General features: G+C 57.2%; 10 protein-coding genes. 9 read left to right on the forward strand and 1 reads right to left on the reverse strand.

Going from position 1 to position 21318, the window contains the following annotated elements:
- Positions 1 to 290: 290 nt before the first annotated feature.
- From VG146_09600 to VG146_09640, 9 genes are all read left to right on the forward strand, one after another.
- Complete coding sequence (locus VG146_09600; protein ID HEV2392603.1) at positions 291 to 695, forward strand: IS110 family transposase; 405 nt, start codon at positions 291 to 293, stop codon at positions 693 to 695.
- A gap of 971 nt (positions 696 to 1666) precedes the next feature.
- Positions 1667 to 3256, forward strand: coding sequence for a hypothetical protein (locus tag VG146_09605; GenBank protein ID HEV2392604.1), 1590 nt, complete (start codon positions 1667 to 1669; stop codon positions 3254 to 3256).
- The gene (locus VG146_09610) at positions 3253 to 5031 is read left to right on the forward strand and encodes a hypothetical protein (protein ID HEV2392605.1); all 1779 of its coding nucleotides are present in this window, start codon (positions 3253 to 3255) and stop codon (positions 5029 to 5031) included. Before VG146_09605 ends, VG146_09610 begins: the two co-directional genes overlap by 4 nt.
- 83 nt (positions 5032 to 5114) lie before the next feature.
- On the forward strand, positions 5115 to 6566 hold the full coding sequence (locus tag VG146_09615) for a hypothetical protein (protein HEV2392606.1): 1452 nt from the start codon (positions 5115 to 5117) through the stop codon (positions 6564 to 6566).
- Between the two features lie 60 nt (positions 6567 to 6626).
- A complete protein-coding gene (locus tag VG146_09620; GenBank protein ID HEV2392607.1) occupies positions 6627 to 14495 on the forward strand; it encodes a hypothetical protein in 7869 nt (2622 codons plus the stop codon).
- A gap of 18 nt (positions 14496 to 14513) precedes the next feature.
- On the forward strand, positions 14514 to 15443 hold the full coding sequence (locus tag VG146_09625) for a hypothetical protein (GenBank protein HEV2392608.1): 930 nt from the start codon (positions 14514 to 14516) through the stop codon (positions 15441 to 15443).
- A 331-nt stretch (positions 15444 to 15774) separates the two neighbouring features.
- The gene (gene leuA, locus VG146_09630) at positions 15775 to 17454 is read left to right on the forward strand and encodes a 2-isopropylmalate synthase (protein ID HEV2392609.1); all 1680 of its coding nucleotides are present in this window, start codon (positions 15775 to 15777) and stop codon (positions 17452 to 17454) included.
- 777 nt (positions 17455 to 18231) lie between these two features.
- Positions 18232 to 19038 carry a sigma-70 family RNA polymerase sigma factor gene (locus VG146_09635; protein HEV2392610.1) on the forward strand — a complete coding sequence of 269 codons (807 nt, stop codon included), beginning with the start codon at positions 18232 to 18234 and terminating at the stop codon, positions 19036 to 19038.
- 223 nt (positions 19039 to 19261) lie between these two features.
- Entirely contained in the window at positions 19262 to 19807 is a 546-nt protein-coding gene (locus tag VG146_09640) for an adenine phosphoribosyltransferase (protein ID HEV2392611.1), read from the forward strand.
- 68 nt (positions 19808 to 19875) lie between these two features.
- On the opposite strand, the gene VG146_09645 is transcribed toward VG146_09640, so the two are convergent.
- Complete coding sequence (locus tag VG146_09645; GenBank protein ID HEV2392612.1) at positions 19876 to 21015, reverse strand: DegT/DnrJ/EryC1/StrS family aminotransferase; 1140 nt, start codon at positions 21013 to 21015, stop codon at positions 19876 to 19878.
- Between the last annotated feature and the right edge of the window lie 303 nt (positions 21016 to 21318).

Consider the following 21318-nt stretch of genomic DNA (forward strand, 5'->3'; position numbering starts at 1 on the left):
GCCGCGGGTTGCAGTTACATTTGGTGAGATTTGGTTTGATTCAGTTCGGATGGGACACCCCTGAAGGAAACCGAGAAAGGGGCGGTTTGCCTCCGATTGGTTCCGATTACCTCCGATTACCTCCGATTGGTTCCGGTTCATGAGGAGGCGTGATTTTGTTGGCAGGCGTTAGACAGGTTAGGTCTGGCTTGGTTCGGAGGAGGCAGGTTTCGAAAAAAAGCGAGCGAGGACGAGGATGAAATTTGACATTGAATTCTTAGAAAGAAGGCCAGAAGACCAAAGACTGGGAAGTGCTAACCACGCTGCCCGGGGTGGGCAAGATTCTAGGGATGACCATTACGATGGAGGTGGGCGACATCCATCGGTTTGCGGACCCTGGCCACTTTGCCAGCTACTGCCGGGCGGTGGAGGCCAAGCGCATCTCCAACCGCAAGCAGAAGGGAGAGAACAACTCCAAATGCGGGAACAAGTATCTGGCCTGGGCGTTTGTGGAAGCGGCCAACTTCGCGCGGCGTTCCGACGAGCAGTGCCGGAAGTGGTTTGACCGCAAGGCGGCCAAGACCAGCAACGTGATCGCGACTAAGGCACTGGCCTGCAAGCTGGCCAAAGCGGCCTGGTTTCTAATGGCAGAGGCAACCGATTACGATCCCAAGCGAATGTTTGGGCAGCCTGGCAAACCCGAAATGAGCAGTTGAATTTTGGAGCGCGGCCGCCAGCCAGTGCAAGTGTTGGCCTCGAGCCCTCAGGACTGATTGGAGGCGGCCGTGCTCCGCTAACTTTAGCACCGCAGTGAAGCTGCTTGAGGAAAAGGTTTGCAGGTGATTCGACCGCGCCGTGAGTCAAGCAAGTGTTGGACGCCGACCCCTGGCGACCGGGGCCGGCGAAACCAAAGCTCTTACCAACTGAATGAACACGGACCGGCACTGAATGTTTTCTGGTCCCGCAGCAGCGGGATGGGCGCTGGCGGTGAAGTCGCTGACTTCGCGGCCAAGCGTGGGGCAGGTGAAAGCAAATCATGCACAGAAGAAAAGGCGCGACGAAGGCCCTTGACGAAGCTGGACCCGAGGGGTATTCGGATGGCGCCTAGAAAACGAGCCGGAGGGGCGCGGCCTTTGTGCCCGCCCTTTCGGTTCAATGTGGATGAATTGCTCTCACCTGCTCCGCCGCGCTAGAACCAGATGGGTGACTGAACGGATCGCCTCGGCGCAAGCGATGGCCCGCCGATTAGCGTCCGGAATCAAGAGACGAAATGACAGGCTCGAATGGTGCGTTGCACACGAGCTTCTCGGCAGCGGCGAGTCAGCCCCAATCGAAAAACTTTGGGAACGGCAATTCTTTTACCTGTTGACACCCGCCCTAATGGGTGACACTTGCGCCGCTTTTTTGTGTGAAACACGACGCTGGCGCAGGTCGAAACTTAATCTCCGTAAATTCGCCTGAGTTACTAATTATTGGCATAAATTCTTCTAAATAGTTCTTGCGAAACAGGCCAGATGGGCGTTAAGATGCGCGGCAATTCACCAGTATTTTGAGCGGGTTCGCTTTTTTTTGTGCCCTTGACTCCGGGCTTGCCTGTACGGAAAGCCACTATGGGGCTGTGTCGCGCAGTATCGGCTGTTTGACAAAGCCGATTAGAGGAGCGGTTTCGATCCCTCGAGAAACGCGCGTGGCATTTTTGACGATTCTTCTCTTTTTAGGATGCGGGTGTGTCTGGAGCGCTCGAGGGCAGCAAACCGATTTATTAAGTTACCAGGGCCGCGTCCTAGTGAGCGGGAGTCCTTTCAGCGGGGTAGGGCAATTCAAGTTTGCGCTGGTCAGCGCGGATGGTTCTCAACGCTACTGGCTGAGCTCGGTGGATGCGAACAATGATGGCCAGCCCGACCTGAGTGTTTCGGTTCCGGTAAGCGCAGGATTGTTCATGGTGTTTCTGGGTGACACAAACCTGGCGGGGATGGCGGCTCTGCCCGTGTCGGTTTTTGCGAATGCGTCCATGCGCTTGCGGATTTGGTTCAATGACGGGACCCATGGGGTACAGCAACTGGCCCCTGATCAACTCCTGACACCGGCCGCCTACGCTTTATCGGCCAGTGGCTCGATGATGAGCGGCTCAACTGTTTCGTCGCTCAATTCGCAAGATGCGGTTCTGCAATCGGAAGGTTTTCGCCTTTTCACGACCATCCCGGGGCCTGGATGGGAGACCAGTTCGGCAGTCAATGGTCCGTCGGCATTAATCGGGCAAGCGGGTGTATGGACAGGACAACAATTGCTGGTGTGGGGCGGCACGCTGACTGCTGGTGTGGATTCCAGCTTGGGCGCCGGTTACCGGCCAGATCTGGATGTATGGCAAACGATCCCTAGCACGAACGCGCCGTCTGCGCGGGACCAACACACCGCAGTTTGGAGTGGGCAGGAAATGATTGTGTGGGGCGGTTCTTCGGCTGGGACATTTGTGAATACGGGCGGTCGGTTTAATCCTAGCAACGGGGTCTGGACTGCCATTTCAGCGAATGGCGCCCCGGCGGGGCGGATCGGGCACATCGCGGTGTGGACCGGGAGCCGGATGGTGGTGTGGGGCGGGCGGAATAGCGTTGGGGTATTGGGCGACGGTGGTTTTTACAATCCTGCGACAGACCAATGGACTGCTTTGCCGGCTGTGAATGCGCCGAGCCCGCGCTTTGGGGTGAGCGCCGTTTCGATTGGGACCGGGATCCTGGTCTGGGGCGGGCAGGACACCACAGGCGCATTAAATACCGGGGCGCAATTGCTTCTGGACATCAATGGGGTGCCGACCGCGTGGGCATCGATGAGCACGTTGAACGCGCCGTTGGTCCGGAGCGGACATTCCATGGTGTGGACTGGCCAAAAGCTGTTGGTTTGGGGCGGGGCTGGAGGAGGCAACTATTTGGCCGATGGGGGCATTTACGATCCGGCGACCGATAGCTGGTCATCTTTGAACACCACCAATGGTCCGGCAGCCCGAAGCGCGCACGGGACCGTGTGGTCGGGCCAGGAGATGCTGGTGTTTGGCGGCGAATCGTATTTGGGGACCTTGTCTGATGGCGGGGCATATGATCCGGTGGCGGGGACTTGGCGCGCGTTGAGCACGACGGGCAACCCGCAACCACGCAGCAGCGCAACGGTGGCCTGGAGCGGAACGGAGATGCTGGTCTTTGGCGGTGTGGCCAACGGGGCCCCGGTGCCTTCTCTGCAAAGACTTAATCCGCAGCCCACGTGGTATTTCTATCGCAAACCATGAAATCGAAATTCCGATTGTTCATCGCTGTGGCGATGACGTTCTCGTTCACGGCTGAGGCCCAATGGCTGACGCAGTCGATTCTCATCAAGCCAGGTTGGACGGCGATTTTTCTGCATGTCGATGCGTCCTACCAAACGCTCGACCAACTTGTGGGCGCGGACCTGAACAACCCCATTTCACAGGTCTGGATATGGCAGCCGCCACCGACCAGCCAATTCACCACCAGCCCGCAAAGTCCGGTGGTAGGCAATAGTCAATGGGGCACCTGGGGGCGAATTGGGACCGGAATCAACGACACATTCTCGACCTTGGTGCCGAACGCCGCATATCTGGTCTATTCAGCCGCCCCGACCAATTATATATGGCAACTGCAGGGCAAACCGGTTGCGCCGCAATATAGCTGGACCACAGCCGGCTTGAACTTCATCGGTTTCCCAACGAGCCCTTCCAACCCGCCGGAATTCGACAGCTTCCTTTCATTGGCGCCGACGTTGCAGAGCATGGCGCAGGTGTTCCAATACACAGGCGGGGCGTTGGGGCCCACAAATCCGAGCCAGTTGTTCACATTTCATACAACACCCGTGCTTCGTGGCCAAGCCTTTTGGATACGGTCCGGGACATTTTTCAACAATTACTACGGGCCATTTACGGTGAGCCTGCAAAGTTCGGGCGGGGTGAGTTTCGGGGACGAGGTCAGCCAATACAGTTTTCATCTTCTGAACACGACGGTTTCCAATGTGACTGTGAGCGTGCGGTTGATTGCTTCAGCGCCACCCCCGGCAGGTCAGGCCGCCATTGCCGGGGCGCCACCGATGTTAGTGCGGGGGGCACTAATCACTTCGAACCTGACTTATGGTTTCAGCACCTTGCCGCTCAACGGTGTGCAGAGCTGGACACTGGCGCCGCAGGGGCAGCCGGGCGCCGACCTGGTGGTTGTGCTTGGGATTAACCGTTATTTGATGACCAGCGGCGCGGGGGCTTTGTTTGCGGGGATTTTGCAATTCACGGATTCGTTTAATTTCACGGAGGTTGATGTCCCGGTTTCGGCGGTGGAGTCCTCGACGGCGGGCCTGTGGGTCGGTAATGCGAACGTGACCCAAGTGGGGAATTATTTGAAAAACTATTTGCTGGACTCGAACAACGTGCCGGTGGTTTCGAGCAACGGCAATTACATTGTTACGAGCATCAACACCAACCTGGGATCTGTGGCGAGGCCATTTCCGTTGCGGCTGATCATTCACAACGACGGCACGAATGCGGTTCTGCTTCAACGGGCCTATTACGGATTGAGCCCCTACACGAATCTGATGGTGGCGACGAGCCAGAGCCTTTTGGATCCGGCGCACCTGGATAGCGCGCGGCGGATCACAGCGGCGCACTTGCCCTGGACCAGCGGCAACGCGCCGATGCCTTTTAGCGGGCAATTGGTCCAAGGCGGGGTGCTGACGACCACGGCCGATGAGCCTTACGACGACCAGGCATCGAATCCGTTTCTGCATACTTATCATCCGGACCACGACAACCTGGACTCGACCTTTCAGACGGAGTTGGCGCAGGGCTATGAGTCTTACCGCATCACGCGCCAGATCACCCTCAATATCAGCCCGCCTGGGAATGATTTCTCAAGCCTGACCAGCGTGGGCCAAACGATGGTCGGTTATTACGCCGAAACCATCACGGTGGGCGGTTTGGGCGGCGCCACCCGGAATTTTTATGTCAGCGGTATCTTTTCATTAAATCGGATCAGCCCGATAGCAACCCTTAACCAGCAATGAATGTGAAAACCGAAATCCTGCAAACTGAAGCCCGCAAGCAAATGAGAATTTCGCCTCTTCAAGTCCAAACTCAATCCATCATTATGAAAACTCGATCTGACCGGGCGGCTCGAGGCCGCGCTTTGTTCCCAATCCTGCTGATGGGGCTGTGTGCCGTGATTCTACCGGCACATGCCGCCACGCCGAACCCGCCGGGCCAGATCAGTTACCAGGGGTTCCTGGTGGACGCCAATGGCATCGCCCTGGCGACCAATGCGCCCAAGAATTATGACATCGTCTTTCGCATTTACAATGCGCCGTTGGGGAACCCTGCTCCCTTGTGGGGTGAACTGCAAACGGTAACCGTGGACCGGGGTTATTTCAGCGTGCTGCTGGGCCAGGGCAGCGCGGTGCCCGGGGCGCCATCGACCAACGATCTGAGCAGCATTTTTGTGGGGCCGGATGCTTCAGACCGCTACATCGGTGTCACGGTCAAAGGGCTGGCAAGCGGCACTGACGTTGAAATTCAGCCCCGGATGCAACTGCTCTCGTCGCCTTATTCGATGCTGGCGGGCACGGCCAATAATGCCGTCAAACTGGGCGGCTATGATTGGAGCAGCGTCTTTACCGATACAGGCAACCCGTCCACGGGCACGATCCCGGCGTCGAAAATTGCAGCCAACAGCATAGGGGCAGGGCAACTGGCCAATGGCGCGGTTGGGGCGACGCAGATCGCCAACGGCGCTGTGGGTTCGGCGCAGATTGCGAATGGGGCGGTGGGTGCCGGGCAGATAGCAGCCGGTTCGATCAACGGCTCGCTGATCAGTTTGCCGCTGACTCTTTCCGGCAGTTTCGGCCATTATTTCATCATCCTTGGCGGCCAACCGGCGGGTGTCTTGACGCTGAACAACTCGTATGTCAGCAGTTCTCCCTTTTTCGCCGATTATGGCCTGAGCGTGGAAGGAGAGGCTGCCGTTTATGCTAACAGCCATGCCGGATACACGGCTTACCTGGCAGATTCCTCTTATGCGGGGGAGTTCTATGGAAATGTTTATGTAAGCGGCACGCTGAGCAAGACCGCCGGGTCGTTCAAGATCGATCATCCTTTGGACCCTGCTAACAAGTATCTATCGCATTCCTTTGTGGAGTCCCCCGACATGAAGAACATCTACGATGGGGTCGCAACGCTGGATGCAAATGGGGAGGCGGTGGTGAACCTACCCGCCTGGTTCGAGGCGTTGAACAAGGATTTTCGGTATCAACTCACCTCGATTGGGGCGCCTGGACCGAACCTGTATATCGCCGAAGAGGTGTCCGGGAACCATTTCAAGATAGCGGGCGGCGTCCGCAACGGGAAGGTCTCGTGGCAAGTTACTGGAATTCGGCACGACGCCTATGCAAATGCCCACCGGATCCCTGTCGAGGAAGAGAAGCCGGCGAACCTGAGAGGCACGTATATCAGTCCGGCTGAGCAGCACCAGCCGGTGGAAAAGAGCGAGCGGTTGGCGTTGCATCCGGTGAAAACCCAGCAGCAACAGAAAAGCCAGTCCAATTAAGCTGGAAGAGCGCCGCGCGGGCGTGAACTAAATGAGATTAGCCTGCTATGGCCTAATTTTATGACCACTTCAAGATTTCGAAACCGATTCCTGAGCGCCAGGAAGCGCAGCGTGATGGCCTTGGGGTGCCTCTGCTTGTGCCTGGGGCGTCAGGGTTCCGCCCAAACCCCGCCACTGCAGATGGAGCAACAGGACATGCTGGTGAACAGTGATTTTCCTCTTGGCATCAACTGGCAATCCCAGGCTGGTGTGCCGCTCTCGAGCACCAATGGGGTTCCACCCGGTTCCGATGGCCGGGCGCCAACCCTCTCGGAGCAATTAACCAACGGATTGACGACCGCCCCGCCCACACCCAATCAGTTTCAGGGTTTCGTATGCTTTGGAGCGGTTCCAGTGCAAGGAACGACCAACGTGAATACGAGCGCGAACTTTGCTGGGAACGCGCAAAACCTCAATTGGCCGCACGGAGAGGTCAACGGGGCGGTCGTGGTGGTGCTGCGGTCGGCACAGGTTGGCGGGCCTTATTTGGGCCAGCAGGTTTCGTTCTTGTTCGGGTCAGTCATTCCCGTACCGAGCACGGACGAGAACGGGGTGACGTTGCCGCAAGGCACGAGTGTCAATTACTGGCTGCCGGCGCCTTACACGACCAACGGCTATACAAATGCCTCGTATTATTGGAGTCCGAATGCTCAGGCGGTTTTTGCAGTCCAGGCGGGTGGAGTGGATATCACCTGGCAAAAGGCGGTGCCATCTGTGACACAACCGCCCGACTATCCGACCAATTCCAGCGCTTATGCCATCATTTCAGGGGTCTATTACCGGCTGTATCCTCAACACTATCTTGTTTCCGGCAGCGCGGTGAAGCCGCCGCAAAAAATGTATTGGACCGAAGGGTCCTTCCAGACATTAGGCAAACCGGTGGATGTGCCGGCGGCACGGGTTAGCGAGGCGAACGTTATTTACAACACCAATTTCCCGCGGCGAGTGGCCCAGGCGTACCAGGACCCGAACCAGACGCCGATTGTAGATACCAACGCGCTGACCGAAACGCGCACGCTTTGGTTCGACAGCACGCGGGGGCAAATCCTGGCCTACAACGTCGAAGGCCGGGTGTTTGTGGAATTATTAGGCGAGCTGAACGCGGACGGCGTGACGCGACGATTCCTGGGCTTTGAGATTGTGGATGTATTCAAACAGCCAACGCCGCAGGATGTGACTATTAACCTGGGCGAGCGGATTACGGCCTACCAGGACGGGCGAGATGATTCGGCGTTTTATCCGTCACCGGTCAACGTGATCGCGGGGCCGAGTTTCTATTACCAGCAGAATATTCCGAATAGCGATCAAATCACTCTTTATGCGGCGCAGGAGACGCATAACTTGAATGATTTCCAGTCGCATTGGTTACAAGTTGGAGTGGCGGGATTACAATGGCCATTCCTCTTTGACCGGTATCATTTGGTCTGGCCCAGTGATGTGGGGGCTTACAGCCATTACTTGAGGCCACTCGTGGCGACGGATGCTGAGGCGCAACAGACGGCGGTGCAACTCCCCACCCAGAATGCGCCCTTCATCCAGTACCAGGACCCCCTGGATCGGCCTCGAGCCAACTTCACGACGACTTTCGCGTTCTATACCTTCCTCGTGCCTCAATACCCGGCCCATCGGACGCTGCTGCGGTACATCTCGGGGAACAACGTGGCTTTCGAGCGCGTGTTCTCGTGGCTCGATGTCGGCATCAAATCCAACGGTCTCTTTGCGTCGTCGGTAGCCACGAACCTGACCGCCTGGAACCCGACGAACCTGGTGTTTAATTTCAATCCTGTTTTCAGCAACCCTTACGTGGTCACCCAGATCGTGAACGTTGGGGATCGAATTTCAGCGCCGGTTACTGAGCACTGGAGCGGGACCAATTACTGGGCAGGTTATATCAACCAAACCAACGGCAACTCGTTTAATGTAGATGCCTATGTGGATCCCTTTGTCGCCGGGTTCACCAATGCGAACCTGGGCGCGATCATCCCAGTCAATGCAATTCCCGGACACAATGTTCTGGAAGTCTGGTGGTTTCGGATCAATAACGCGGACGGCTCACAAGGTTTTCTGCCTGCTTATTGGCCGGCGGTTATTGGGCATTACAATATCCAATGGCCGTCGAACGCGCGCCAGATCGTCATGGCGAGCAACGGCGGCAGCGGTCCGCTGCCCAGCCTCGAGGCCAAGGGCAGCATCTACTATCAAAATGACCCTACCTTGGCAGGCTATAATCCAAACGAGGAACATGCCCTGATGCTGGCCGGACAGGCCTACGCCCTGCGTGATGACCTGAACATTACCTCATCGAATGGATATTCTTCCGACCCGTTCGTGCTGGTTAATTTTATGGACTCGGACGGACGGCCCTCGATGGACGTGTTCAAAGTCAGGCGCGAAGCGCCTGAAGCGGGCATATTGTTCGATTATGTCGTCGAGGCAGGGACTTTGTTGCAGGAACCGATGCCGCTGCCCCTGCTGCCGGCGCCCGTGGAAGGGGAGGGTGCCAGCGCCATCAATTATAATACCGAGCCACCGGCAAACTCAGGGGACCTGCCTGTAGGCTGGAACGATATTCTGGATGGGAGCGGGCCTTATAGTTATTACCGGAGCTTTACCTACCAGGATCGCAAGAACGAATTTTGGGTCTATCGTGGTCTGCACGCGGGGCTTCCGGCGCTTCAGGCGGGCAGTTACAATGCAAATAATAACACGTTTGGCCCGCTGCCGGCGGCGACGGCGGTGCTCAATCAGCCTTTTGACTATTTCATCCACGTTTCAAGGCGGGTGATTTCGCTGACGATGAACACGTCTCCGTCTTTACCGCCCGGTCTGGCTACGGAGGTGAGCAGCAACGGCCTCGAGATTACGGGTATGCCTCAGGCGGCAGGGTCCAACTGGGTATCGGTCATTATCGAAGACACGGGAGACAACACGATTGTGACGAACAATCTGTCGTTGAATGTTGTATCCAACGGCACGGTGGTGGCCCAGGGGCCGCTGGCCATTACCAGCACCAACCAGTATTCGATGGCGATGGTGACCTACACCAATCGCCCGCCCGAACTGGCTCAACCGCCGACGCCCACGAACAGCTTCACCATGCAGTTTTATTACAAAACACAGCCTGGTTTCGCCTGGCCGGGGGTTGCCAACCCGCCGCCAGACGGAACGATTGTCCCTTATCTACGGACGCCGGATGGAGCGGGAGGGTTTATAGGGGATCCGACGTCAAAACTGACGTCCAGCTTGAACATCGTTTACCGGCCGACCTGGCCGGCGATTACCCCGACGCTGTACTCGGGCCAAACCCTTACGGTGCCGAAAAATGGCCTGGCTGCGGTGCGCGACCAGAGCAGTGTCAAGCTGCTGTACCAGCAGTCCATTGGCGAAGACATTATCAATGCTCCGGTGAGCGCGGTCTTGTTCGATCCGACTCGCGACAAGACCGTTGATCTGACCCCGGCTACATTGCCAAAGCTGCCGCCGAGCGTTCGAACCGATTCCTATCAAGGCCGCATCTATTTCCCGAATCTGCCGCCGCACCTGGCGCAACGGTTCTTTTTTGACCCGAATCGAAGCGCCGCCGGTTCCTTGGTGCTGCAAGGACAGTTTGTCGATGAACTGGTGGGCGAAAAATACCTCTTGTTGAACGTGCTCCGGGATTCAGATCTCGCCTTCGTCAAAGCGCTTTGCCCGGATGCGGACACATTGAACAAACCCGCATGGGATGCGGCCATTGATTCGCTCTCGACTGTGGTGCAAACCTTTTACGAAAACCCACAGATACCTGGCCAGTACATCCCCAACCCGAACCTCAATGTGACAGTGGGCGTTGGCGATCTGGCTGTGGTGAACGATTCAGATACGGCAGTGGATTCCTACGCGATGAGCGCCAGCGGGCCGGGTTCGGGTTACGTCACCTATATTACAGGCAATGGCCGTGCATTCACTCAAATCGGCGAGCCCATTTCGGTGTATATCGCGCGGGTCTCGCCGCCCCTTTACCCAGGTGAGCTGAAAGTGATCCCATCGGCCAACCCGCTGAACGAGTTGATTACGTTCCAACACACGGCGGATGTCGCCGGGCGCTTTGCCGATTACCAATATGATTGGCGCATTGCTCCTCCGGTGGATGGGCTGCCGCCTCTGCCCCCTTACGAGTCCTGGCCGGTCCTTACTAATGGCATTGGAATCCCGCGCTATACACTGGGCGGGGCGGGCATCCAGGCGCTCAGCGATAACTATCTGGTTATGCGCTATCGTTCGGTCAACCCGCTGGCTAATCCGGCCGACACGAATTGGTCGGCCTGGACATCGCCGCAATTGGCTGAAGGCTGGATTAAGCGGGTGCTGGCGGGGATCAACCCGATTAACCAGCGCACGACGGATTTGTTCAACAACCAGGTGAACACGACCGTGAGCATAATCGCCCAGGCAGGCCACCGCTGGGAAGGAGACATCGCGCTGAATCTGGATACGATCAATAATTACGGCCTGATCGAGATTTACGAAACGGTGCTGCGGCGCGGGGAGTCCTTGAGCATTAATTCCGGCATTAATTATGGGCCAGCCAACGACGCACTGCTGCTTGCCCAGGGTTATCTCAACGACCTTTACATGTTTCTTGGGAACGAGGCCTGGGCCAACGCGGCGAATCCAACCATCGGCGTCAGCAGCAAGGATAACGCCTACGGCAGCATTGCGACAGCCCTGTATGTCTTTCAAGGAGAAGTCAGTTCGTTGCTCGAGCAAAACCTCGATTTGCTGCGCGGGCGGGATGACGTGCTGCTGCCGGGCGTCACGATACCACCGGTTTATAACCGCCTGGTTTGGAACTACACGCAGGGCATCAACGCAGGCGAGGTGCTCTACCTGCTTAACTATGACATTACCGACCAAAATGGCGATGGCGTCATCAATGCCGCCGATGCGGCCATTCTTTACCCCCAAGGCCACGGGGATGCTTATGGCCACTACCTCACGGCGTTGACAGGGTATTATTCGCTGCTGATGAACCCGAGTTTTGATTGGGTGCCGAGCATCGAAGCGGTGCTCGTACTGGGTGAACCGGTTTCAATCAATTATCAGAACGAACGGAAGTTTGCCACAGCGGCCGCGGCAGTGGCGCGGACCGGGCAGCAAATATTTGATTTAACCTGGCGGCAGGACTACCAACCTGGGGGCACGGGCGGCGGTTGGGATTATTTTTCTCAAACACGCGTCAATCCGCAACGCGCCTATAGCAATGCCGGAGTGACCAACTACGTCACGCGGTATTGGGGCATGGACCATTGGGCAGCACGGGTGGAGCAGGGGGCATACCTGAACTGGGTCGTTGGCAACGCCATCCTGCCCCCTGTCGATCCCGATCCCAGCCATGAGGGCATTCAGAAAGTGGACCGGACAACCGTCCCCGAGCTCCAGGAACTTCCTGCAACGGCCATCGCTCTGCAGACGGACATGGACAATGCGGAAGCTGGTCTGACACCACTGGGCCTGCCGCAGAATGCGATTCCCTTTGACATCAATCCGGCCCTCGTCACCGGGGTAAACCCGCAAACCCATTTCGAGCAGATTTATCAGCGCGCCGTCACCGCATTGAACAATGCGTCGGTGGCGTTCGATGATGCGGCGAACGTGACGCAGATTCTGCGCGCAGGAAACGATTCGCAGACCGATTTTCAAACATCGGTTGATAACCAGGAGTTGGCCTATACCAATCAGTTGATTGATCTCTACGGCACTCCCTACCCGGATGATGAAGGACCGGGCCAGACTTATGTTCAGGGCTACGCCGGCCCGGACCTGGTTCATTATATGTATGTCGAGCGGCCCGATGCCGCTGTATCGGGCATCGAGCCGGAGTTGACCAACAATCAGGTTTTCAAGGTCGATGTGTCGCAGTTGCCGGCTGATTGGCAGAGCGTCCTTTATAAAGACGCCAACTGGGTCACCAACGCCTCGGACCCCAATTACAACAGCTACATTACTTTCCAGGTGGGACCAGACGGTTTTTTTGGCAAACCATCGAATTGGACCTCTCAACGGCAGTCGCCGGGCAATATTCAACAAGCCATCTCGGGCTATCTTCGCGCCCGGGATGCCTTGACTGCCGCGCTCGATGATTCCGTTCAGGCCAAGCTAACTTTTGACAAGGCCGTTGCCTTTTTTAACGCCCAGGTAAGCGAACACAATCAAAAGCGAATCTCCCAGGGTGCCATACTAGTGGCTCAGAACATTTTAAAGGCCGCGCAGACTACCAGCGATATTATTTCCAAATTCAATGCCGATGCTCAGACGGCGGCCCAAAGGCAGGCTGCCATCCTCGCCAATGCCCTCCCACAGAGCCTGATTTTTGGCCTCGCCGATGGCGGCGATGAATTGGCCCCGGCGCGCGCCGCCATCCAGCAGGCTGGCGAGATTACTTCCGACATTTTTAAAACCGCTGACTTTGTCCAATACACCGTTATCCACGGCCTCCAGGCAGCCACAGACATCAGCTCGTCGTTGAATGATTTTTTTAATATCCAGCCGATGGACTGGGACTTACAAACCCAGCAACTGGTCAACAACCTGGGTAATCAAATGGTGGCCTTGCAAGGGCATCTCACGACGATTGTCTCGCGTTTGCAGGACCTTGATGACGCCAAGCGCAAATATGACCAGATGGTCGCCCAGGGCGAGCGCATCCAGGAACAGCGCCAGACCTTCCGGCAACACGCCGCGGCCATTATCCAGGGCTATCGTGTGCGTGACGCCGCATTCCGTATTTTTCGCAATGAAAAGCTCGAGCGCTACCAAACGCTCTTCAATCTTGCAGCCCAATATTCCTTCCTCGCCGCTCAGGCTTATGATTACGAAACCGGTTTATTGAATACGGACCAAGGCAAGGCATTTCTCAACCAATTGATCAGTGCACAGGCCCTGGGTGTCATCGTCGGCGGCCAACCTCAATTTTCCGGCAGCGACACCGGTGATCCAGGTCTTTCGAGCGCGCTGGCCGAAATGAACGGTGATTTCCAGGTGCTCAAAGGGCGGCTCGGATTCAACAACCCGGATGGTTACAGCACGACCGTATCGCTCCGCAGCGAGAATTACCGCATTCTGCCGGGCGCTGATGGGAAGAGCAGTTGGCAGGATGTTTTGCAGAAAGGCCGGATGGCGGACCTCCTGAGCGACCCTGACGTGGTCCGGTATTGTATGCAAATTGATGATGGAAGCGGGTTGCCGGTGCCTGGCATTGTGCTGAGCTTCAGCACCGTCATTGCCGACGGGATCAATCTGTTTGGGTTGCCGCTGGCGGCAGGGGATCACAACTTCAGTTCGAGCTCCTTTGCCACCAAGATCTTTTCCGTTGGCGTTGATTTTGACGGGTACATCGGCATGGATAATCCGACTGGGGGAACCTCGACTAATATCACCGATCCGAACGCGCTGGCGGCCACGCCTTACGTTTACCTCGTTCCCGTGGGTGTGGACTCGATGCGCAGTCCGCCTCTGGGCGATACGAGCAGCGTACGCACCTGGAATGTCGATGATGTGACCATCCCGCTGCCCTTTAACATCAGCGCCGCGGATTTCTCGACGACGCCCTACTGGCAGTCTGCCGATTCCCTTTCAGAGCCTCTGTATGCGGTTCGCAAGGATCAAGCCTTCCGACCGGTTTCCACCACGGCTGCCTTTTCCACCGCCATTTACGGGGCAAACGCCTTGCTCCGCAGCCAATACAGCAACAGCCGCTTGATTGGCCGCTCGATCTGGAACACCAAATGGAAGCTGGTCATTCCAGGCAATACCCTCTTGAACGATCCCAATCAGGGCCTGGACCGCTTCATCCAGTCGGTCACCGACGTAAAGCTCTTTTTCGTCACTTACTCTTATGCCGGCAATTAACCCTCATGCGATTTGCCTATGAACTCGCAGTTCATTCTTAAACAAGACGGGACCTGGGCTTCCTGGCCCCAAAAGAAACGAGCAGAGAAACCTGTTTTTAATGGCGCGCGCCACTGGTGGGCGTTTGCTCTTGCGCTGGCGGCTTTTCTGGCGCTGCCGCAAATGCCCCTGGCTTTTCCGCCGGCGCCGCATCATCTGATCTATGGGACAGTGCGTGATCAATACGGCACGCCGATAATGACTGACCAGGCGCAAATCGTCCTCGAGACACCCACGGGCGTGCAGCTTATGACGACTGTGGTCCCGGGAATCGCTTTCGATCAGAACTTCGAGCTTGAAGTGCCTATGGATGCCGGTCTCACACCGGATCCCTACGAACCCGACGCGCTGATGACAGGCGCATCATTCGTGATGTACGTCGTGCTGGGCCAGACAACCAATGTCCCCATCCAGATGGCGGGCAATTTGCCGGTGCTCGGCCAGCCAGGCCAGCAAACGCGAATCGATCTGACGCTCGGTGAAGACTCGAACGGCGACGGCATTCCCGATGCCTGGGAATTGGCGTTCCTGGCCTCGATTGGCTCGAACCTGGGCCTGGCCAACTTAACGGCGGGGATGCATTTGACGCCCGACGGTTTAACGCTGCTGGAGGAATTCCTTGCTGGAACATATCCCTTTGATCCGCAACAGCCCTTTGTCCTGGCTGTGGTATCGTTCAACAATGGCGCGCCCTTGTTCCAATTCACGGCCATGACCGGCCGGTATTATACTTTGCTGGGGTCGGCGGACTTGCAAACCTGGACACCCCTGAGCTTTTCGGTGCCGGCTGAAGCCAGCGGCACGGTGCACAGCTACTTCTACTCACCCAGTATTCAGGACGTCCAGATCCAGACCATTCAGCCGTCGAGCGGACCGGCGATACACTTTTTTAAGATGATGCTGCAGTAATTGAGTCGCCGCAGAAGGAATTCACCCAACCCTACAGGGAGAGGTTTCCCGAAAAGTTCGCGCATTGAACCCCTGAGCCGATGTAACTAAACACGGCGTCATAAGTAATTGCCGATAAAAGGCAGTTGACGTTGACGTGGCCGGCTGTTAAGGTGCTTCCTGTGAACAGGAATCCGGGACTGCTGCTGCTATCGAGCGCGCTGCTGCTGAGCTGCGCGGCGGCCGGGTTCTAGTGTCCTGACGAGAATTTACTTGAACCCCGCTGCCGGAACCGGCAGTGGGGTTTTTGTTTACCCGACGGCCACCCGGCGCAAATTAACGAAAGACAGCCATGCTAAAAAATCCTTCAGCCAAGTACAGACCCTTCCCGCCGGTCCATTTGCCGGAGAGGCAATGGCCGGGGCGCACGCTCAAGAAAGCGCCCAGGTGGTGCAGTGTGGATTTACGCGACGGCAACCAGGCGCTGGCCGTCCCGATGAACGTCAGCCAGAAACTGGAATTGTTTCAAACCCTGGTGAAGTGCGGGTTTAAAGAAATCGAGGTTGGTTTTCCCTCCGCTTCCAATACGGAGTTCACGTTCAACCGGCGCCTGATCGAGGAGCGGCGCGCCCCCGAAGAGGTGTGGCTCCAGGTCCTGGTCCAGGCGCGCGAAGACCTAATCGAACGCACCTTCCAATCGCTGGCTGGGGCGCGCAAGGCTATCATTCACCTCTATAATTCCACCTCGCCGGCCCAGCGGCGGGTTGTATTTGGCATGTCGCGAGATGAGATTTTGCGTGTCGCGGTGCGTGGGGCGACGCTGATTCAGGAGCGCCTGCCACGGCTTAAGGGCACCGAGGTCATGCTCCAGTATTCTCCGGAGAGCTTCAGCGCTACGGAGGTCGAATTTGCAAAAGAGGTCTCCGAAGCAGTGATGGCGGTCTGGCAACCGACTCCCGAGCGCAAGATGATCCTCAACTTGCCGGACACCGTCGAGGTCGCCACGCCCAATGTCTATGCCGACCAAATCGAGTGGATGTGCAGGAATATAAAGAATCGCGAGTCGCTGGTTATCAGCTTGCACACCCACAACGATCGGTGCACGGGCGTGGCTGCCACCGAGTTGGGATTGCTGGCGGGGGCTGACCGGGTCGAGGGGACGCTCTTCGGCAACGGCGAGCGCACGGGCAACCTGGATATTGTGACTGTCGCCCTCAATCTCTACATGCAAGGCATCGACCCAGGCTTGGATTTTACGGACCTCAATGCGTTGCGCGAGATTTACGAGCGTTGCACTGGGATGACCGTGCCGGCCCGCCAACCTTATGCCGGCGAACTGGTCTTTACGGCTTTCAGCGGGTCGCACCAGGACGCCATCAAGAAGGGCCTCAGCGAATGGGCCAAAAACGCAGGGCGCCAACATTGGGACGTGCCTTACCTGACGATTGACCCGACCGACATCGGGCGTGAGTACCGCGAGGTGATACGCGTTAACAGCCAGTCGGGCAAAGGCGGTGTGGCTTATCTGCTCGAAACTGAATTTGGAATCGAGCTGCCTAAAGAGCTGCAGCGCGAGTTTGGCCCAATTGCCAATGATGAGGTGGACCGGCTCGGGCGCGAGGTGAGCGGCGCCGAACTCAAGGCGATGTTCTGGCGCGAATACATCGAGCGCAAATCTCCATGGGAATTGAAGGGATTCGAAACCGAAAGCCATAATGGACTCGTCCACTGCCGGGCTCGCTTGTTGCGCGATGGCAAACCGGTCGAGTTCGCCGGGGAAGGGAACGGGCCTCTGGCAGCCTTGGTTCACGGATTCGGCACGGCGGGAGTGCCGCGCTTTGAGATTACGCACTATAGCGAACACGCCCTGAGCGCCGGGGAAGAGGCGGCGGCTATTGCATACATCCAACTCAAGCACACCAATGGGCGCATGCGCTGGGGGGCAGGAGTGGACACGAACATCGAGCTGGCCTCCATCAGGGCTGTCCTGAGCGCGTTGAACCGGTCCGGGGCGGAAAAAGAAGCGCCTTAAGCTTCCATCCCTGCGGGCAGAATATGATTGCCGTTCGCAACAAATCTTAAGCCCTGGGGTTCTTTTGTTTAAGATGTGGCCGGGGTTCGCCCGTCCTCTGGCGCAACAGGGCCAAAGCACACGCTGGCCAGGATTCTCCTGGGCGCTCATCGCTCTAACGATTCTGCGCCCGAGACGGGCGCACCCCCGCCAGAGTTGGCACGTGACTGGCTGGTTTTGAATAAAATGACTGGGATTGCTGTCTCAACAACATTAAATGGTGAATCACCCCGGGCCGTAACAGGCCAGGCGGGCACGCGAGCAACAGCGGCCCATTCGCCGTCGGAGTATCTGTTTTGGCGGCCATGGGCAAAATTACCCATTACCTCCTTCAGCGACTTCTGTTATGACCATTCGGAGTTGCAGGCGGTTGCGGTTATTTGATTGCCACAACCTACCCGAGAGGTAACTTTTCTATCGGAATTTATGGTAGCCCATAGCAAACATCACAAACCAGCCAAGCACAAAGAGCATCGGCACTCGCCCCGAATGCAACCGGTAGGGAGATTACACTCGAGGACCGGGCTGGAGTCGGTCCGAGGCCAAATCCCGCCTCTAGCGGCTAAAGAGGAGGCCTCCCCGAAAGACGAGGAGGAGCCCAAGCCTGAGGAGTTGGCCAAAGAAGAGGAAACTCTGAAGACGGAAGACGTCCCAGCGCCAACTGCAGCCGCTCCAGACGCGGACGAACACGCGGAACACCGCACCCGTGAACGCTCGTCCTACGACGGCGACACGGCTATCAAGCTGTACTTGCGCGAGATTGGCCAGGTCAAGCTGCTCACACCGCAGGAAGAAATCGAGCTGGCTGCCCGAATCAAGAAAGGCGACAAGAAAGCCCGGGAACAGATGATTAAGGCCAACCTGCGTCTGGTGGTGAAGATCGCCCGGGATTACGAAGGCATCGGCCTGCCCTTATTGGACCTGATCAGCGAAGGCAATATCGGCCTGATGAAGGCCGTCGAGCGCTTTGACCCGGCTAAAGGCGGCAAACTCTCCACCTACGGTTCGTGGTGGATTAAGCAATCCATAAAGAGGGCGTTAGCCAATCAATCCAAGACCATCCGCCTGCCGGTGCATTTGGTGGATAAAATCTCCAAAATGCGGCGCACGGCCATGCGTCTCCAAGAAGAGTTGGGCCGCGAACCCACGGATGAGGAGTTGGGCGAGGAATTAGGCATCACTGCCTCGCGCGTGGCCCAGATGCGCATGGCGGCCATCCGCCCCGCTTCCCTGGACGCCCCCATTGGCGATGAAGACTCGAACAACTTCGCTGAAGTGGTTCAGGACGAGAGTGCCGATACTCCTTACGAGCAACTGGAAGAAAAAACCGTCACCCGGATGTTGCAGGAGATGGTCAAGACCCTGGACCCTCGAGAGGCAACTATCCTGCGCGCCCGTTTCGGCCTGGATGGGGGGCCGCAAAAGACCCTCGAAGAAGTCGGCCAGAAATTTGGCGTTACCCGCGAACGGGTGCGCCAAATTCAAAATATTGCATTAAAAAAGCTCCGCAAGATGATCGAGAAGATGGAGACCACCAAGACCTGAGGGCCTCGCCCTGCGAGGTGAAATGCGTGGACAGAAGCGCAAAGCGAAAAGCATAAGTCTTTGCGTTCTTTTGCGGCTAATCGCTCCTGTTGCGGCTCTGCCGCCCTGGGTATTCCGCGGTTCGAAAAAATCCGTCAGGGGAGATTTTGAGAAACGTTTCGCCCCTTGCCAAACCCTGCGCGGAGCTTCAGCTTTAACCAACCGATGAACCTGACGACCACCTATGAGCGCAACCATTGAGCAGCCCCCGACCATAAAGGAAATCGAGAACGCAATCCGGAACGTGCCGGATTTTCCAAAGACGGGCATTCAATTCAAAGACATCACGCCGTTGTTGGCGGATGCGCGGCTCTTTTCCGGCAGCATCGACCTGCTCACAAACGGTTTGAAACCCGGCATGGTGGACGCGGTAGTCGGAATTGATGCGCGCGGCTTTATTTTTGCCGCAGCCGCAGCCCTCAAGCTCCAGGCCGGGTTTGTCCCTGTCCGAAAAAAGGGCAAACTGCCCTTTCAAACCCACGAACAGGACTACAACCTTGAATATGGGACGGCGACGGTTGCGATGCACGTGGATGCCCTCAAGCCGGGTGCGCGGGTGTTGCTCATTGATGACCTCCTGGCCACCGGTGGAACGGCGGCTGCAGCGGCCGCATTGGTGCAGAAACTTGGAGGAGAGATTTTGCAAATCTCCTTTCTAATCGAATTGAGCTTCCTGGGCGGACGCGAGAAACTCAAGCCTTACGCCGTCCGATCATTGGTTGTGTATTGAGCCAGGCCGGTGTCCTGTTTTCAAAGCCGCTTCACCACCAAGACCAAACTGAATTCCCGCCGGAGACCCTATTTTTGAAAGAATTCTTTTATCACCTGGGCGACGCGCTGAATCTGCGCATCCGGCAGTTCGGGATAAATCGGCAGGCTCAAGCATTCCCGTGCAGCCTTTTCAGCAACAGGGAAATCACCCGGCTTATACCCGAGGTGCGCGTAGGCCTTCTGCAGGTGCAGCGGCAAGGGATAGTGCAAAGCGCAGCCGATGTGATTGGCTTCCAGGTGCTTTTTGAGCTCATCGCGCCGCGGATGGCGGACGACGTATAAGTGCCAGGCGCTTTGCGCGTAAGGGGCCTCCCGAGGGAGCTGCAGGGGAGTAGCGGCCAGCAGTTCCTGATAGCGCTTGGCCACGCGCCGACGCTCGCGCGTCCAGCTATCGAGGTGCTTGAGCTTCACCCCCAGCACCGCTCCTTGAATGCCTTCCATGCGATAGTTGAACCCGATTTCATCGTGATAATAGCGCTGGGTCGAGCCGTGTTCGCGCAAGGAGCGGGCGCGGGCGGCGAAAGCGGCGTTATTGGTCACCAGCGCGCCCCCTTCGCCGTATGCCCCGAGGTTTTTGCCTGGATAAAAACTAAAGCCGGAAACCGCGCCAAAGGCGCCGACCATTTTGCCCTTGTAAGTAGCGCCGTGGGCCTGGGCGGAATCTTCGACAAGCGGGAGGTTATGCTTGCGACAAATCGAGAGCAACGGGTCCAAATCCGCCGGATGACCGTATAAGTGGACCGGCATGAGGGCTTTAGTGCGCGGTGTGATGGCGCGTTCGACCAGGCCCGGGTCGAGGTTGAAGGTGGCATCGTCGATATCGACATACACTGGTTTTGCCCCCACATAGGAGATAGCCCAACTGGTTGCCACAAATGTGCTCGGTGTGGTAATGACCTCGTCGCCCCGGCCCACCCCAAGCAGCATCAGCCCAATGTGCAGCGCCGAAGTGCCGCTGTTAAATCCAATACAATGCTCGACCCCGCAAAACCGGGCAAACTCCTTCTCGAACTGCGCCACATCCGGTCCGAGGCAAAAGGAGCACTGGTCGAGTGTGCGGGCGATGGCGGCATCGATTTCCTTGCGCAGCCCGCGCATTTGCGCCGGGAGATCGAGATACGCAACGGCGCCATTCTTTTCTGCCTGAATCGTCATCGCGTGAGACATTAAAACAGGGTTCGTTTGGAAACAATCTGGAACATTTCGGACAGGCCCTCCGCAATAACCGGACAGCAGACTCGGACTTCCTGATCCCATGGAAAACGAGTGAGACGGAATGAGGGAGTATTGGAGTATTGGAGCGATGGAGTGGTGGGAAGCCCAATACTCCAGCACTCCATCACTCCGTTTTGAGCTTATGTCAGCTCGCACCGCGCCCTTGGGATCCGCTTCGGACGGACCGGTAAGGTGCGCTTTTGCCTCGACAAGCGGGGCCGGTTGGCTTTAGAGTTCGTTCACCCACGCAGCGCA

It is taken from the genome of Verrucomicrobiia bacterium, assembly GCA_035946615.1.
Lineage (GTDB): Bacteria > Verrucomicrobiota > Verrucomicrobiia > Limisphaerales > UBA8199 > DASYZB01.

Coding starts and splice junctions, on each gene's coding strand:
- VG146_09620 (HEV2392607.1), top strand. CDS start 6,627: ATGACCACTTCAAGATTTCGAAACCGATTCCTGAGCGCCAGGAAGCGC.
- VG146_09610 (HEV2392605.1), top strand. CDS start 3,253: ATGAAATCGAAATTCCGATTGTTCATCGCTGTGGCGATGACGTTCTCG.
- VG146_09640 (HEV2392611.1), top strand. CDS start 19,262: ATGAGCGCAACCATTGAGCAGCCCCCGACCATAAAGGAAATCGAGAAC.
- leuA (HEV2392609.1), top strand. CDS start 15,775: ATGCTAAAAAATCCTTCAGCCAAGTACAGACCCTTCCCGCCGGTCCAT.
- VG146_09615 (HEV2392606.1), top strand. CDS start 5,115: ATGAAAACTCGATCTGACCGGGCGGCTCGAGGCCGCGCTTTGTTCCCA.
- VG146_09645 (HEV2392612.1), bottom strand. CDS start 21,015: ATGTCTCACGCGATGACGATTCAGGCAGAAAAGAATGGCGCCGTTGCG.
- VG146_09625 (HEV2392608.1), top strand. CDS start 14,514: ATGAACTCGCAGTTCATTCTTAAACAAGACGGGACCTGGGCTTCCTGG.